Source organism: Leifsonia sp. Ger2509 (assembly GCF_055231915.1).
Genome location: NZ_JBUYVB010000003.1, coordinates 1648477 through 1663832, shown reverse-complemented (window position 1 = coordinate 1663832; position 15356 = coordinate 1648477). Strand labels below are relative to the sequence as shown.

The 15356-nt window shown below is 68.3% G+C and carries 16 protein-coding genes; 11 read left to right on the top strand and 5 right to left on the bottom strand.

All coding sequences use genetic code 11. The features are described from left to right. The first annotated feature begins 68 nt into the window (after window positions 1–68). On the top strand, window positions 69–740 hold the full coding sequence (locus ACV7NN_RS08195) for a JAB domain-containing protein (RefSeq protein ID WP_463349077.1): 672 nt from the start codon (window positions 69–71) through the stop codon (window positions 738–740). A gap of 34 nt (window positions 741–774) precedes the next feature. Here ACV7NN_RS08195 and aspS read toward each other — a convergent pair whose 3' ends face one another. Next, on the bottom strand, window positions 775–2109 hold the full coding sequence (gene aspS, locus ACV7NN_RS08190; RefSeq protein ID WP_463349076.1) for an aspartate--tRNA(Asn) ligase: 1335 nt from the start codon (window positions 2107–2109) through the stop codon (window positions 775–777). A gap of 61 nt (window positions 2110–2170) precedes the next feature. On the opposite strand from aspS, the gene ACV7NN_RS08185 reads away from it, so the two are divergent. The 5 genes from ACV7NN_RS08185 to ccsB are packed head-to-tail and all read left to right on the top strand — an operon-like array spanning window position 2171 to window position 6804. Continuing rightward, on the top strand, window positions 2171–2821 hold the full coding sequence (locus ACV7NN_RS08185) for a histidine phosphatase family protein (protein WP_463349075.1): 651 nt from the start codon (window positions 2171–2173) through the stop codon (window positions 2819–2821). Beyond that, window positions 2821–3435 carry a TlpA family protein disulfide reductase gene (locus ACV7NN_RS08180; RefSeq protein WP_463349074.1) on the top strand — a complete coding sequence of 205 codons (615 nt, stop codon included), beginning with the start codon at window positions 2821–2823 and terminating at the stop codon, window positions 3433–3435. Before ACV7NN_RS08185 ends, ACV7NN_RS08180 begins: the two co-directional genes overlap by 1 nt. A 2-nt stretch (window positions 3436–3437) precedes the next feature. Then, complete coding sequence (locus ACV7NN_RS08175) at window positions 3438–4178, top strand: cytochrome c biogenesis CcdA family protein (RefSeq protein ID WP_463349073.1); 741 nt, start codon at window positions 3438–3440, stop codon at window positions 4176–4178. Continuing rightward, entirely contained in the window at window positions 4162–5787 is a 1626-nt protein-coding gene (gene resB / locus ACV7NN_RS08170; protein ID WP_463349072.1) for a cytochrome c biogenesis protein ResB, read from the top strand. The genes ACV7NN_RS08175 and resB overlap by 17 nt, the downstream gene beginning before the upstream one ends. 9 nt (window positions 5788–5796) lie before the next feature. Continuing rightward, complete coding sequence (gene ccsB, locus ACV7NN_RS08165) at window positions 5797–6804, top strand: c-type cytochrome biogenesis protein CcsB (RefSeq protein ID WP_463349071.1); 1008 nt, start codon at window positions 5797–5799, stop codon at window positions 6802–6804. A gap of 154 nt (window positions 6805–6958) precedes the next feature. Here ccsB and ACV7NN_RS08160 read toward each other — a convergent pair whose 3' ends face one another. The 3 genes from ACV7NN_RS08160 to ACV7NN_RS08150 form a co-directional block, all read right to left on the bottom strand. Next, on the bottom strand, window positions 6959–7147 hold the full coding sequence (locus ACV7NN_RS08160) for a DUF1918 domain-containing protein (RefSeq protein ID WP_463349070.1): 189 nt from the start codon (window positions 7145–7147) through the stop codon (window positions 6959–6961). A gap of 73 nt (window positions 7148–7220) precedes the next feature. Then, a complete protein-coding gene (locus tag ACV7NN_RS08155; protein WP_463349069.1) occupies window positions 7221–8444 on the bottom strand; it encodes an MFS transporter in 1224 nt (407 codons plus the stop codon). A 169-nt stretch (window positions 8445–8613) separates the two neighbouring features. Beyond that, on the bottom strand, window positions 8614–9606 hold the full coding sequence (locus ACV7NN_RS08150; protein WP_463349068.1) for an o-succinylbenzoate synthase: 993 nt from the start codon (window positions 9604–9606) through the stop codon (window positions 8614–8616). A gap of 60 nt (window positions 9607–9666) precedes the next feature. Between ACV7NN_RS08150 and ACV7NN_RS08145 the strand changes: the two genes are divergently transcribed. Genes ACV7NN_RS08145 through ACV7NN_RS08135 form a run of 3 tightly spaced genes read left to right on the top strand, consistent with a single transcriptional unit; the run spans window position 9667 to window position 12807 of the window. Continuing rightward, window positions 9667–10578: a 1,4-dihydroxy-2-naphthoyl-CoA synthase gene (locus ACV7NN_RS08145; RefSeq protein ID WP_463349067.1), complete on the top strand. Its 912-nt coding sequence runs from the start codon at window positions 9667–9669 to the stop codon at window positions 10576–10578. A gap of 10 nt (window positions 10579–10588) precedes the next feature. Continuing rightward, the gene (locus ACV7NN_RS08140; RefSeq protein ID WP_463349066.1) at window positions 10589–11791 is read left to right on the top strand and encodes an AMP-binding protein; all 1203 of its coding nucleotides are present in this window, start codon (window positions 10589–10591) and stop codon (window positions 11789–11791) included. A gap of 26 nt (window positions 11792–11817) precedes the next feature. Next, window positions 11818–12807, top strand: a complete 990-nt coding sequence (locus ACV7NN_RS08135) for a 1,4-dihydroxy-2-naphthoate polyprenyltransferase (protein WP_463349065.1) — start codon at window positions 11818–11820, stop codon at window positions 12805–12807. Here ACV7NN_RS08135 and ACV7NN_RS08130 read toward each other — a convergent pair. Beyond that, window positions 12795–13082 carry a DUF4229 domain-containing protein gene (locus ACV7NN_RS08130; RefSeq protein WP_463349064.1) on the bottom strand — a complete coding sequence of 96 codons (288 nt, stop codon included), beginning with the start codon at window positions 13080–13082 and terminating at the stop codon, window positions 12795–12797. The genes ACV7NN_RS08135 and ACV7NN_RS08130 overlap by 13 nt on opposite strands. A 42-nt stretch (window positions 13083–13124) precedes the next feature. Here ACV7NN_RS08130 and ACV7NN_RS08125 point away from each other — a divergent pair, with 42 nt between their 5' ends. Together ACV7NN_RS08125 and menD are read left to right on the top strand one after the other, a co-directional pair. Then, window positions 13125–13481 (top strand): PLD nuclease N-terminal domain-containing protein, encoded by a 357-nt coding sequence (locus tag ACV7NN_RS08125; protein ID WP_463349063.1) that lies wholly within the window; start codon window positions 13125–13127, stop codon window positions 13479–13481. Beyond that, the gene (gene menD / locus ACV7NN_RS08120; protein ID WP_463349062.1) at window positions 13441–15315 is read left to right on the top strand and encodes a 2-succinyl-5-enolpyruvyl-6-hydroxy-3-cyclohexene-1-carboxylic-acid synthase; all 1875 of its coding nucleotides are present in this window, start codon (window positions 13441–13443) and stop codon (window positions 15313–15315) included. The genes ACV7NN_RS08125 and menD overlap by 41 nt, the downstream gene beginning before the upstream one ends. Window positions 15316–15356: the final 41 nt, after the last annotated feature.

The following is a 15356-nucleotide window of genomic DNA, read 5'->3' as shown; positions in this document are numbered from 1 at the left end:
CAGGTCAGCTTGTCCACAGATTCCGGCCGCTCGCTCTGTGGCGGACGCCGGCCTCATAGCGTGGGGGAATGTTCGACAAGGAGGAAGATGAGCCGCTTGCAGCCGTCCCACCGCATGACCGACCCCGCGAAAGACTCCGCCGGCTGGGCCCGGGGGTGCTCACCGACGAGGAGATCCTGGCGCTGGTGCTCGGCACCGGACAGCCGGGCCGCAGCGTGCTCGCAACAGCGCGATCGATCCTCCGCCAGACGGGTGGGTTCAGTGGGCTCGCCGCGATGGACGTCACCCGGCTCGAACGTCTGCCGGGCATCGGCCCAGCCATGGCGGGCCGCCTCACTGCGACGCTCGAGATCTGGCGGAGGGCGGGCACGACCTCGGCCTGGTCCCCGCTCGTCGACGACGAGGCGACCGCACGCATCGTCGTGCCCGAGCTGGCTCATCGCTCGACCGAGCGTTTCGTGGTGGTGGTCGCAGACCGGGCTGTCCGGCCGTTGGAGGTCGTCTTCGTGCGCGACGGCGGGGACACGCCGGTCCAGGTCGAACCGAGCGAGGTGCTCCAGGCTGTTCTCACCAGGGGCGGCAGGTCCTTCGCCGTCGCTCACAACCATCCGAACGGTGCGCTCGAACCGAGCGTCGCCGACGTGTCCGTCACCCGGCGTCTCGGTGCCGGAGCCGCAACGATCGGGCTCCGCTTCCTCGGCCACATCCTCGTCGCAGGTTCCGAATGGATGCGCCTCTGACGACTGGTGGACGAGTGCTGACGCGTGGAGCCGGCTACGGAAGGAGGCGCGTCGGACCGCGGAAGAGGTACGTGGTCTCGCGCAGGTTCGACAGGTGCAGCATCAGCATGAGCACCCGGGCCAGGCCCATGCCGAAGCCGCCGTGCGGTGGTACTCCGTAGCGGAAGAAGTCGAGGTAGAACTCGAGCTCTTCCGGGTCCAGGCCCTTCTCGCGCGCCTGGGCCTCGAGAATCTCGATACGGTGCTCACGCTGAGCACCCGTCGAGATCTCCACGCCGTTGAAGATGAGGTCGTAGCTGTTCGTGAGCGTCGCGTCGTCCGCGTGGCGCATGTGGTAGAACGGCCGGATGCTGGAGGCGTAGTCGGTCAGGAAGACGAACTCGTGGTCGAAGACCTCCTTGACATACGCGGAGATCTGACGCTCGCCTTCGGGGTCCATGTCGTCGTCGTGGCGGGGCACCTCGTAGCCACGCTCTGCGACGATGCGCTTGGCCTCCGCGAGCGGTATGCGCGGGAACGGCGTCGAAGGAACGACGATCTCGACGCCGAAGAGCTCCGCGACCTGTTCGCCGTGCTTCTCCTTCACTGCTGTGAAACCGGCGACGATGAGATCTTCGTGCAGTTTCATCACGTCTTCGTGGCTGTCGATCCAGCTCACCTCGCTGTCGACGCTCGTGAACTCCGTCGCGTGGCGGCTCGTGAAGCTGGGGTCGGCGCGGAAGGCGGGGCCGACTTCGAAGATCTTGCCGAAGCCGGCGGACTGGGCCATCTGCTTGAAGAACTGCGGACTCTGGGCGAGGTACGCCTTAGTCTCGAAGTACCCGACCTCGAAGAGTTCTGCGCGCGACTCGCTGGCGCTCGCCATCAGCTTGGGGGTGTGGATCTCGATGAAGTCGTTGTCGATCCAGTACTCGCGCATCGCGTGCTCGAACGTGGTCTGGATGCGGAAGATCAGGTTGTGCTTCGGCTCCCGCAGGTCGAGGAAGCGCCAGTCCATGCGCTTGTCGATGCCACTGTCGGCGGCGATCGGCGTCTCCGGGATCGATGCGGTCTCGACGACCAGGCTCGACAGCTTGATCTCGATGCCGCCGAGCTTGACCCGCTCGTCGTGCTTGAGCTCGCCCGTGGCGACCACGAACGTGCCCTGCGAGAGGCCCGAAATCGTCGTTGCGGGCTCGTCGGCGATGACAGCGCCGTCGGCATCGGTCGTGCGGGGGTTGACCAGCTGCACGGCGCCGGACTCGTCGCGAAGGACGACGAACTGCACCTTCTTCTGGTCGCGGACCGTATCGACCCAGCCCGCAACGGTGACGGGGCCGTCGGGCAGGGCGGACAGGTTCTTGATCAAAACGCGTGCGGTCACAGCCATCAAGCCTACCGCCCGCCCGTTCCCGGCGAATTCAAGGGAAAGGCCTCCGTAGACTGGGGGCGTGGTAGCAAGCCAGGTCCATCTCGTCCGACACGGAGAGGTGTTCAATCCCGATGGCATCCTGTACGGCAGGATGTCAGGCTTCGGCCTCTCCAAACTCGGTCACCGCATGGCCCAGGCGGCTGCCGACGACCTGGTCGAACGCGACCGGGCGATATCGGCGATCCTCGCCTCCCCGCTTCAGCGCACACGCGAATCGGCGACGCCGATCTCGCTCGCCCTCGGACTCCCGGTCGACATCGAAGACCGCATCATCGAACCCACGAACCACTTCGAGGGGACTGTGATGAGGCGCGCTCTGCGCAAACCGCGCAACTGGCCCTACATCGTCAACCCGCTCCGGCCCAGCTGGGGCGAGCCGTACGAGAGCATCGTCCGGCGCATGCGCGCGGCACTCGACGATGCTTTCCTGTCCGTGGAGTCCGGCGACGTGGTACTGGTCAGCCACCAACTGCCGATCTGGGTCACGCATCTCGCACTCGCGGGCGAGCGGTACCCGCACGATCCCCGCAAGCGCCGCTGCTCACTCTCGAGCATCACGACCATCGAGCAGCGACTCGGCGACGACGGCGAAACAGCACTCGTCGAAGTCGGGTACGTCGAGCCGGCGCGCGTGCTTCAGGCGTCCGCGACGGATGTCGGGGCCGTGTGATGACGAACCCGACGAACCGCAGGCTCCGAATCCTCGCACCCGCGGCGGCCCTGGCCGCCGTCGCCCTCCTCCTTACGGGTTGCACCACCGACTCGCTGGCAGCCCAGTACCGCGCAGGCACGGGCCAGAACTACATCGCGGGCGACGGGTCGATCACTGAGATCGCACTCGACCACCGTGGACCGGCAGTCAGCTTCGCCGGTACGACCGAGCGCGGCGCCGCGGTGTCGTCGAAGGATTATGCGGGCAAAGTCCTCGTCGTCAACTTCTGGTACGCGGGCTGCCCGCCGTGCCGGGTCGAGGCACCCGACCTCGAGGCGCTCCATAAGAAGTACCAGGCGCAGAACGTCGGCTTCCTCGGGGTCAACCTCTACGACTCCGCGAGCACCGCCCTCGGATTCGCGAAAGACCACAGTGTGACCTACCCATCCGTGCTCGATCGTGACACCGGCTCGGTGTTGCTCGCGTTCAGCGGCACGGTTCCGCCCAAGGCGACGCCGACGACCCTCGTGATCGACAAGAAGGGCCGCGTCGCCGCCCGCATCCTCGGTGCGATTCCCGACCGCAGCATCCTCGACTCGCTCATCAGCTCCACGCTCGCCGAGACCGACTGAACGTGAGCGGAATCGGACAGATCGTCTTCAGCGGGCAGCTTCTGCTTGCGCTGCCGATCGCGCTGCTCGCGGGGCTCGTGTCTTTCGCCTCCCCATGCATCCTGCCGCTCGTGCCCGGGTACCTCGCCTATGTCGGCGGTTTCAGCGAGCCGGGAGTCAGACGCGACCGGTCGCGTCTGCTCACAGGCGTCGCCCTCTTCGTGCTCGGCTTCGCGGTCGTCTTCATCGCCTACGGCGCCGCTTTCGGCGCGCTCGGGGCATGGCTGATCCGCTGGCAGGACATCGTCGTGCGCGTGCTCGGCGTGGTGGTCATCATCATGGGTCTGGTCTTCGTCGGGCAGTTCTCGTTCCTGCAGAAGACCATCAAGCCCAACTGGCGCCCCGCGACAGGCCTCATCGGCGCGCCCGTCCTCGGCATCGTCTTCGGAATCGGCTGGACGCCCTGCTTCGGTCCGACACTCATCGCGATCAACGCCCTCAGCGTCGGCAGTGGGTCGCCGTGGCGCGGAGCCCTCCTCGGCCTCTTCTATTGCATCGGGCTCGGAGTCCCGTTCCTCCTCGTCGCCCTCGGCTACGAGTGGGTCGCATCGTCCGTGGCGTTCCTCAAACGGCACATCCGTGCCATCAACATCATCGGCGGTGCACTGCTCATCGTGATCGGAGTACTCATGGTCACCGGGCTGTGGAGCCTGCTCATGTCCCAATTCTTGGCGGTGATCACGGGTTTTGAGCCGGCCATCTGACCACATCGACTCCGCTGCCCCGCCGCAGGAGACCGACATCAACCAGCCCAGGCTGGGATTCGTCGGGTGGCTGCGGTGGTTCTGGCGGCAGCTCACCAGCATGCGCACAGCGCTGTTCCTGCTCCTGCTGCTGGCGATCGCCGCGGTTCCGGGGTCGCTGGTGCCCCAACGCAGCTCCGACCCGAACGGTGTGACCCAGTACTTCCAGGCGCACCCCGACATCGCCCCGTTCCTCGACAAGCTCCAGGCCTTCGACGTGTACACCTCGGTGTGGTTCTCGGCCATCTACCTGCTCCTGTTCGCCTCGCTCGTCGGCTGCGTCATCCCGCGCACGAAGCACCACTTCGATGCATTGCGGGCGAAACCGCCGCGCACACCCGTCCGGCTGCCCCGGATGGCCGGATTCCAGAGCCGCACCATCACGAGCGAGGAGGCCGCCAACGCCGGCGAGCCGATCGCCGCTGCGCGAGACCTCCTGCGCAAGGGCGGCTATCGCGTCGCGCTGTTCGAGGACGCGCGGTCCACGTCTGTCTCCGCGGAGCGCGGCTACCTGCGAGAGACGGGCAACCTCGTCTTCCACTCAGCGCTCGTGGGCATCCTGCTCGCGGTCGGCCTGGGTGGCGGTTTCGGCTACAACGGCCAGAAGGTGGTCGTCGAGGGGCAGAGCTTCGTCAACAGCCTTCCGTCGTACAACTCCTTCAACCCGGGTCGATTCTTCAACGACTCGTCTCTGCAGCCGTTCTCGATCCGCGTCGACAGTCTTGACGTCGCGTACGAGACGCAGAATGCGAACGCGATGGGCCAGCCGCTCGACTACACGGCCCACGTCACGACGACCGGGCCGGGATCGGCGTCTGCGACTACGACCATCAAGGTGAACGACCCGCTCGAGATCGGCGGGACGCAGGTGTACCTGCTCGGTAACGGCTATGCGCCGACGATCACTGTGCGGGACCCCGACGGCGCGATCGTCTTCCAGGATTCGGTTCCCTTCCTGCCACAGGATCCGAACCTCACCTCCCTCGGCGTCATCAAGGTGCCGGACGGGCTGGCGAAACAGCTCGGGATGATCGGCTTCTTCTATCCGACCAAGGGAGACAGCCAGACCGCTGCAGGTGCGTTCGCGTCGACGTTCCCCGGTCTGAAGAACCCCCTGCTCACGCTCAACGTCTACCAGGGCGACCTCGGGGTCAACTCGGGTGTTCCGCAGTCCGTCTACAACCTCGATACGGACAAGCTGACCCAGCTGACCGGCCCCGGCACGAAACTCAAGGCACTCGAGCTCGCCCCGGGCCAGACCGCGCAGCTGCCGAACGGGCTCGGGAGCGTCAGCCTGGACAACGTCAAGCGGTTCGCTTCGCTCGACGTCCACCACGACCCGACCCAGGGCTGGGTACTGCTCTTCGCGATCCTGGTACTCGCCGGACTGCTGACGTCGCTCTTCGTGCCGCGCCGACGGATCTGGGTCAAAGCGATCCGCGGCGACGACGGATCCCTCACCATCGAATACGCCGGTCTCGCCCGCGGTGACGATCCCAACCTGGCGGCTGCGGTCAGTGCGCTGGCCGACCGCCATATCGCGTCACTCACCACAACAGAAAACACTTAGGCTTACACCGTGACTGACACCCTGGCTCAGCTCTCCACACTCTGCATCTACTCCGCGATGGGCATCTACGCCTTCGCGTTCGTCGCGTTCGCGCTCGACCTGGCGCGCCGCGGCGCACGGGCGACGATTCCCGCGGAAGTCCCGAGCGCCGTGGAGCGCCGCGCGGAAGCGACCGCCACCGCTCAGGGCGGCGGAACGACCACGACCCTCACCCGCATCAGCACCCGCGTCGAAGACGAGGTCCATCGCGGGGGCGAGACATCGAAGAGCCTCCGCGTCGCGTTCGCGCTGACGATCCTCGGATTCGCTTTCCACCTCGCCGCGGACATCCTTCGCGGTGTGGCGGCCGGCCGCGTTCCGTGGGCGAACATGTGGGAATTCTCGATGACCGGCACCCTGGTCATCGTCGGAGTCTTCCTCCTCGTGAACCTGCGCTTCGACGTCAAATACCTCGGCACGTTCGTGCTCGGCCTCGTCTGCATCCTCCTGATGATCGCGACCGTGCGGTACTACGTTCCCGTGGTTCCGCTGCCGCCGGCGCTGCAGTCGTACTGGCTGGTCATCCACATCATGGTTGCCATCCTCGGCACGGCTTTCTTCGCGCTGGGGTTCGCGCTCTCCGGGCTACAGCTGCTCCAGGTCCGGCGTGAGCGCCAGGTCGCAGAGTCGAAACCGCAGCAGTTCCGCTTCCTCGCCACGATGCCCGGGTCGCAGACACTCGAGAACCTCGCATACCGAGTCAACATCGTCGGCTTCATCTTCTGGACGTTCACGCTGATCGCCGGGGCCATCTGGGCCGAGAAGGCGTGGGGCCGCTACTGGGGCTGGGACACCAAAGAGGTCTGGACCTTCATCATCTGGGTGATCTACGCCGGGTATATCCACGCCCGCGCGACCCGCGGATGGCGCGGCTCACGGTCGGCATGGCTTGCGATCATCGGCTTCTCCGCTGTGATGTTCAACTTCGGAGTCGTCAACGTCTTCTTCCACGGCCTGCACGCCTACTCCGGCCTCTAGGGCGAGGCGCGAGCGCACAGGTTCTGCGCGAGTTCCGCGCCAGCGCACAGGTTCCGCGCCAGCGCACAGGTTCTGCGCGAGCGCACAGGTTCCACCGTGTGCGACGGTTCAGAAGGTGGGCGCGGGCCGCAGCCGCGACCCCACCGTGTGGCAGCTACGCGTCCGCGTGCTGGATGACGGTGTCGGTGCCGGGGTAGACCAGCGTCTCGTGCCCGTCATCGAAGCGGACCAGGTACGGCGGCGCACCGTCCGCCCCGTGGACCTCGAGCACCTCGCCAGAACGATCCGGACTCTCGACCGTCTTGCCGTGGATGACGAGCCTGTCTCCAACCGATGCCTGCATGGTCCCATCATCTCCTTCGACGACACCCCTCAGGCTACCCTCAGCGCCGACGCTTTGACAGAGCAGCCGCGCCTCAACGCGCCGCATCCACCTGTTGCACCGCTTCTGCCAGCTCCACCGCAGCGGGCCGCCCGAAGAAGATCGCAGCCACGGCAGCGGAGAGCGCCAACGCGATGAGCACCGGGCCGACGATCGAGAGCGCCGGGGCCAGGCCCAGGGCCGTCGCGAGCACTCCGAGCCCGATCGCGACCGTGCCCTGCCCGAGGTAGGCGACGAGGTAGATGACCGAGAGGGTACCCGCGCGGTGGTCGGGTTGCGCGTAGCGGTTGACGAGTCCGAGGCTGCCGAGGAAGAGCATCCCATATGCCGCCCCGAAGATCACGGAAGTCACGACGAACAGGAGCAGCGACGAGAGATTCGCGCTGACGACGAGGAGCGCAGTCGCGAAGGCAGAGAGCAGCGCCCCCGACGCCACCGACGTGCGCGGTGCGAGTCGGCGCGCCGCGATCGACACCCAGCCGCCGACGAAGGCGCTGATCGCGAGCACGAGGCCGGCGATGAACGCGTTCTCCGTGTGCAGCACATCCTTGATCAGCTGCGCACCGAGCGAGATGAGCACGGCACCCACCGCGAAGCTGGTCGCGGCTCCCAGGGATGCGGCGACCACGACTCCACGCAGTCCGCGCGGAACACGAATGGGGCGCGGGCGCCAACGCGACCCGGGAGCCGCACTCCGGTCGTGCCGCGGCAGGAAGTTCACGGCAGCCGTCAAGGCCACGGTCACGAGCAGGAGCACCCAGAAGGTCAGCTCCCTCGGCCAGGGCGCGTACTGCACGAGCCCGCCGCCGAGCACCGTGGCGATGGTCAGGCCGACGGCGGTGGCGAGCGTGTTGATCGAGCTCGCCCACGATACGCTCCGCCCGTATTCGACGAGCGCGGCGCCGGCCGGACTCAGGGCGAGCCCGACCCCGATGCCTTGGAAGATGCGCCCCACGAACAGCCAGGCGACGTCGGGCGCGATCGCGAAGATGAGCACGCCGACCGCGATCGAACCGAGGCCGGCGAGCATCGTCGTCCGCCGCCCGATGTAGTCGGAGATGCCGCCGAATACGACGAGGACCACAACGAGCACGATCGGATAGACCGCGAAGATCGCCGTGATCACGGCGGGTGTGAGGCCCCACGCCTGCTCGTACACCGGGTAGATCAGGGCTGGGGCGCCGCTCGACCAGAGAGCGACGACCACCACCGCGGCGGCCGTCCAGAATCTCGCGCGTACAGGAAGTGTTGCTGCCATGCTGGGGCCTTTCAGCGAAGCGGTGCGGGTTTCGGATGCGCGGGCTGCGGTGTCTACGCCTGTACCGTGGGCCAACGCGGAGCCGACGAGCGCCATTCCCTCATCGCTGATCCCATCCCGGCTGATCCCATCATCGCTGATCCCACCCGAGCTGATCCCATCCAGCGGGTCAGAGCGCTTCGGCCCGTTCGACCAGGTGGAAGCAGCGGGTGACCCGGTCGAGCCACCACTGCCGGCGTTCGGCGTCGACCGCGAGCGCGTCGAGCCGTCGCTCGCTGACGACCGGCCGTGCCACCGAGATCGAACCGTCGACGGGGAGCAAGGGCTCGTCCGTCACATCGGCGAGGAACATCGCGGCCGTGCCGAGCCCGCAGTCGTAATCGAGCGCGGGGATGGCCGCGGCGAGGTGCGCTCCCATCGCAATCCCGACGGACGTGTCGATCGCACTCGAGACGACGACCGGCAGCTCCACCTCGGCAACGATCCGCAGGGCCGCGTGGATGCCGCCGAGCGGTTGCGCCTTGAGTATCAGCACATCCGCCGCCCGCGCATTCGCCACCGCCAGCGGGTCGCTCGCCTTGCGAACGCTTTCGTCGGCGGCGATCGGCACGCCCATGTATTTGGTGCGACGACGGATCTCGGCCAGTTCCTCGATGGTCGCGCAGGGCTGTTCGACGTACTCCAGGTCGAATTCGGCGAGCGCATGGATGGCGTGCTCGGCTTCGTCGACGTTCCAGAGCGTGTTGGCGTCGACGCGGATCCTGCCCTCCGGTCCCAGCGCCGTGCGCACCGCCCGCACGCGCGCGACGTCCTCCGCGAGCGACTGCCCCGGTTCGGCGACCTTGACCTTCGCCGTCCGGCAGCCCGGGTAGCGGCCGAGCACCTCGGCGACCTCGGAAGCCGGGATGGCCGGGACGGTCGCGTTCACGCGGATCGTGGTTCGTTGGAGCGGCGGCGTCGCTCTCCAGCCGAAGTCGATCGCAGCGTGCAGCCAGGCTGCGGCTTCGCGGTCGTCGTATTCGACGAACGGCGAGAACTCAGTCCAGCCTTCCGGACCCTCGATCAGTACGGCTTCGCGCACGGTGATTCCGCGGAATCGCGTTCGCATCGGCAGAGCGACGACGCGAGCGTTCGCCAACAGGTCGGCCAGCTCAGGCTGCATCCTCCCAGTCTGGCACGCGGACTTCATGGCGGCGGCAGCGCCAGACCCTAGGCTTGGGGCATGGCACCGGTCGTTTCCGAGATCTTCGACGCGAGCGCATGGAAGCCCGTCCCCGGCTTCGACGGGCTCACGGACATCACCTATCACCACGACCTCGCCGGGCGGGTGGCGCGCGTCGCGTTCAACCGGCCCGAGGTGCGGAACGCGTTCCGCCCGCACACGGTCGACGAGCTCTACGCAGCTCTCGAGGATGCGCGGGCGAACCCTCGCATCGGCGTCGTCCTCCTGACCGGCAACGGGCCAAGCCCGAAGGACGGCGGATGGGCGTTCTGCTCGGGCGGCGACCAGCGCATCCGCGGGCGCGACGGCTACAAGTACGCCGATGGCGAGACGGCGACGGGCATCGATGCCGCACGCAGCGGCAGACTCCACATCCTCGAGGTGCAGCGTCTCATCCGGTTCATGCCGAAGGTCGTCATCGCCGTCGTTCCCGGCTGGGCGGCGGGCGGCGGACATTCGCTGCATGTCGTCTGCGATCTCACCATCGCCAGTGCCGAGCACGCCCGGTTCAAGCAGACGGATGCGGACGTAGGGTCGTTCGACGCCGGCTACGGCAGCGCATACTTCGCCCGCCAGATCGGGCAGAAGTTCGCGCGCGAGGTCTTCTTCCTCGCCGAGGAGTACTCCGCCCAGCGCGCCTATGAGATGGGAGCCGTGAACGCCGTCGTCCCGCACGCCGAGCTGGAGTCGACAGCTCTCGAGTGGGCGAACCGGATCCTGACGAAGTCGCCGACCGCGATCCGGATGCTGAAATTCGCCTTCAACGCCGTCGACGATGGTCTGGTCGGCCAGCAGGTCTTCGCGGGCGAGGCGACCCGCCTGGCCTACGGAACGGACGAAGCCGTGGAGGGCCGCGACTCCTTCCTCGAGAAACGGGATCCAGACTGGTCGCCGTTCCCCTGGCAGTACTGATGGCGCCGAGGTGACCCGGCCGCTTCGCATCGTCGACTCCGCGCAGCCCGCGGTCGTCCTGGAAGCGGTGCGCGATGTGCTCTCCGGCAACGGCCCGGCCGTCCTGCCGCGCGACGCGGTCGGCACGGGCAGCGACGCCGGCAGGAGCGCCGACCGCGGCGGCGACCGCGCGCGCACGCCAGGCGCAGCCCGTGTCCCCGCCATCGTGCCCCAGAACGTCGCCGTCGTCGTCGAGACGTCGGGTTCCACCGGGGCGCCCAAGCGTGTCGCGCTCTCAGCGGATGCCCTGCTCGCGAGCGCCGCAGCATCCGCGGGAGCTCTCGGCGGCCAGGGACAATGGCTGCTCGCCCTCCCCGCCCACTATGTGGCCGGCGTGCAGGTGCTCGTCCGGTCGGTGGCCGCCGGAACCGACCCGGTCATCCTCGCGCCCGGCCACTTCGACCCGGTCGCGTTCGCCGCGCTGGCACGGTCGATGACCGCGGATGCGCGGTTCGTCTCGCTCGTGCCGGTCCAGCTCGCGCGCCTGCTCGACGCCGCGGACGCCGATCCCCAGGTGCTCGATGTGCTTCGCGCTTTCGACGGCATCCTCGTCGGCGGCCAGTCCCTGCCACCGACGCTGCGCGAGCGGGCGGATGCGCGGGGCCTCGCCCTCACGGCCACGTACGGTTCGAGCGAGACGGCCGGCGGATGCGTCTACAACGGCGTCCCGATCGGGAGCACCCTGGTTCGCACTGTCGACGGCCTTCTCGAGATCGCCGGTCCGACGCTCGCGGAGGGCTACCTCGACGACCCCGTCAGAACCGACGCCGCCTTCCACCTCGATGCGGGGCATCGCTGGTATCGCACGGGCGACCTCGGCCGGGTCGAAGCGGGCACCGTCGTGGTGACCGGCCGAGCAGACAGCGTGATCATCTCGGGGGGCGAGAAGGTGCTCCTGGCCGCCGTCGAGCGGGTCGTCCGCGCACAGCCGGGCTTCGAACACGCGGTCGTGGTCGCCCGGAACAGCGCCGAGTGGGGGCAGGTCCCCGTCGTCGTATCCGACACGACGCCACCCATGGACCTCGCCGCACTCCGCAGCGCGGTGGTGGAGGAGCTTGGACGAGCCGCCGCGCCGGCAGAGATCGTCCGGGTCGGACACGTGCCGATGCTCGCGAGCGGAAAACCCGATCGCGTTGCGATAACACGGCTGGTCGACGTGCATCCGACCCCATAGTGCGCCTGGATAGAATGCGCTCTGTGATGAGTCAGAACCGCGCGAAATCCCAGAAATCCAAGCCCGCCAACCGTGGCGGGAACCCCGCCGCGTCGGGGCGGAGGGGGCGTCCGGGAGCGCCGCGGACCAAGGTCAAGCCGGCCACCGCATCCGACTGGATCGCCGGTGCGCGACTGCGCACGCTCCCGCTCGGGATCTCCGCCGTCATCATCGGAACCGGAGCGGCGACCGTCGCGGAGGGCGCCGGTGTCTATCACCCGGTTCGCGCGGTCCTCTGCCTGCTCGTCGCGGTGTTCCTGCAGATCGGGGTCAACTACGCCAACGACTACTCCGACGGGATCCGCGGCACCGACCAATACCGCGTCGGGCCGGGCCGCCTGACGGGCTCGGGAAAGGCGGCGCCACGCACCGTGCTGCTGGTGGCCCTGACGTTCTTCGCGCTCGGAGCGCTCGCCGGTCTCACCCTCGTCGTGCTGACGCAGCACTGGTGGATGCTCGTCGTCGGCGCTGCGGCGATCGCTGCGGCCTGGTTCTACACCGGCGGCAAGCGGCCCTACGGCTACTACGGTCTCGGTGAACTGTTCGTGTTCGTGTTCTTCGGCCTGGTCGCCACCGCGGGCACCACCTACATGCTTGCCGGCGTGGTGAACCAGGAGTCCTGGTACGGAGCCGTCGCGGCAGGCCTGATCGCCTGCGCGGTGCTGATGGTCAACAACATCCGCGATATCGTCCCCGACAAGCAGGCGCACAAGCGCACGCTCGCCGTTCTGATCGGCAACGTCGCATCCCGGATCGTGTTCTGCATCTTCCTGCTGGTGCCGTTCGGGATCCTCGCCGTGATGGCGATCTTCTACCCGTTCGCGTGGCTGGGGTTTTTCGCGCTCCTTCTCGCCCTCCCGGCCTGTTTGATCGTCCTCGCCGGAAAGACGCCGCGCGAACTCATCCTCGCGCTGCAGCTGACGAGCTTCACCGGACTGGCCGTGGCGCTCGCGCTCGGCGCGGCCTACGCCTTCTGATCGGGACCGGGACCTGCGCTGTCGACTGCGGAGTCCTCCGCCTGGTCGTCGGCTGAAATGACGGGCTTCTCGCGGTGCCGCACGTCGTACAGGTCGCGCGAGACGGCTTCTCGCGGTCGGCGCAGGAAGATGTAGGAGAGGCAGAGCCCGATCAATGCGGCGGCCACGACGGAGATCCACGCCTCCACGCCGAGCAGGAGGAGGATCGCGAGGGGGACGATGAACACGAGGAGCCGAAGCACCGTGTATGTCACCCAGGAGGGAATGCCTTTCACGCTCCCAGCTTAGAGACACTCTCTGAGAGTTACGATTGACGCATGGTTCGCCTCTGGATCGTCCTCGGCGTCGTTGCCGCGGTCTTTTACATCTACTCTGTGGTGGACTGCGCGCTGTTCGACCGTGCGCGAGTGCGTGGCCTTCCCAAGCCGATCTGGCTTCTCGTCATCATCCTGTTCCCGATCATCGGGGGCATCCTCTGGTTCATGATCGGCCGAGGTCGCCGCAAGTCCCCGGTCGGCCGGCGCACCGTCGCCCCCGACGACGATCCGGAGTTCCTGAAGCGCCTCGCTGCCGATCGAGACCAGGAGGAGCGCATCCGGCGCCTCGAGCAGGAGCTCTCCGAGCTCGACAAGGATGGCCCTGAGAACGACCAAACCGGCCGACGGGATGCATGATGCCCCGACCGGCAACCCTGCCACCGACTACTCGCTCGCCCTTCTGACCGAATTCGTGCGCCTCGGCGTGCGCGACATCGTGCTGAGCCCCGGCTCGCGGTCGCAGGCGCTCGCCCTCGTCGCCGCGGAACTCGAGCACCGCGCATCCGTGCGGTTGCACGTGCGGATCGACGAGCGCGTCTCCGGGTTCCTCGCGCTGGGTCTCGCGGTAGAGAGCGGACGCCCGGCCGTGGTGATCACCACCAGCGGCACGGCAACGGCCAACCTGCATCCTGCCGTGCTCGAGGCGCACCATTCGATGGTCCCGATGATCGTGATCACTGCCGACCGGCCCACCGAGCTGCGGGGCATCCGGTCGAACCAGACGACGGTCCAGCCCGGGATGTTCGGTGCGGCGGCGCGGATGAGCGTCGACATCGATGCGCCGGTGGGCGATGCGGCCGAGAGCGGGAGCGCGCGTGACCTCGCGCGTGAGGCGGTGGATGCGGCGATCGGCGGGGTCAGCGGCGATCCCGGACCCGTGCAGCTGAACATCGCGTTCCGCGAGCCGCTCTCCGTGGCGGTGCCGGAGGGCGCGGTGGCGGATGCTGTGGCGGATGCCGTCCTGGATGCTGTGCTGACCGGGTCGGTCGCGGATGTCGTGGCGGCTGCGACCGGGGACGCTGTGGCGGATGCCGTGGCGGATGCAACGCTGGGCGATCCGACGGAACCGGCGACGTTCGGTCGCCCGCGTTTCGAGCTCGTCGCGGGCCCACGCACCGTGGTGGTCGCCGGCGCCGGTGCCGGCGCGGATGCCGAAGAGCTCGCCCGCGCCGGAGGATGGCCGCTGCTGGCCGAGGTCACCAGCGGTGCGCGGTTCGGCCCGAACCTCGTCGTCGCCTACCGGGAGCTGCTCGTCGTCGACGACTTCGGCGGCCGGGTCGAGCGGGCGATCGTCTTCGGTCACCCGACGCTGAGCCGGGAGGTCCCCGCGCTGCTCGTTCGGAGCGGCGTCGAAACGATCGTGGTCGCACCACGTGGAACCGAGGTGTACAACCCGGGCCACCGCGCGACGCTCGTCGGCTCTGTCGTCGCGGCCGCCGGCACCGACCCGAGCTCTCCCGAAGCCCGGGAATGGGTGGGCCGGTGGGTGTTCGCGAGTCGCTCGCTCCAGGCGGAGGCCGAGCGCGCATCCGATCCCGGAGTCGCCGTACCCGACCTCGACAGAGCGCTGTCCAGTAATCCGGTCGAGCGCGGAGCGTTCGCCCGGGCCGAACTGGCCGCCGTGCGCGCCCCGATCACGCGGGGGATGCTCGCCGAAGCGCTCTGGAGGTTCACCTGGCCGCACGACCGGCTGGTGCTCGGAGCATCCCGCCTGATCCGCGACGCCGACAAGATCGTGCCGGGAAAGCGCATCCGCGTGCACGCGAACCGCGGGCTGGCCGGGATCGACGGCACCATCGCCACCGCGATCGGAATCGCGCTGGCCAGCCGGGCATCCGCTGACGCTGCGGGGGAGGCGTCCGGGATCACGCGGGTGCTCCTCGGCGATCTCGCGCTGCTCCACGATGCGGGGTCGCTGCTCCTCGGCGACGGCGAGCCACGTCCGCAGGTGCAGCTGATCGTGGGCAACGATGGCGGTGGCACGATCTTTGACGGGCTCGAGGTCGCGTCGACCGCCCCGGCGGCCGCGCTCGACCGGGTGCTGTACACACCGCAACGGGTGGACATCGCCGCGCTCGCGAACGCGTACGGCTGGCACCACCAGCGCGTCCGGACGCGCGGCGAGCTCGACCAGGCGCTGTCCGCGCCTCCGGTCGGACCGAGCATCCTCGAGATCCCGCTTCCTCGCTGAGCTCGGAATGGGTCGGTCTTCCGCCGGACACGGCGGGCGAC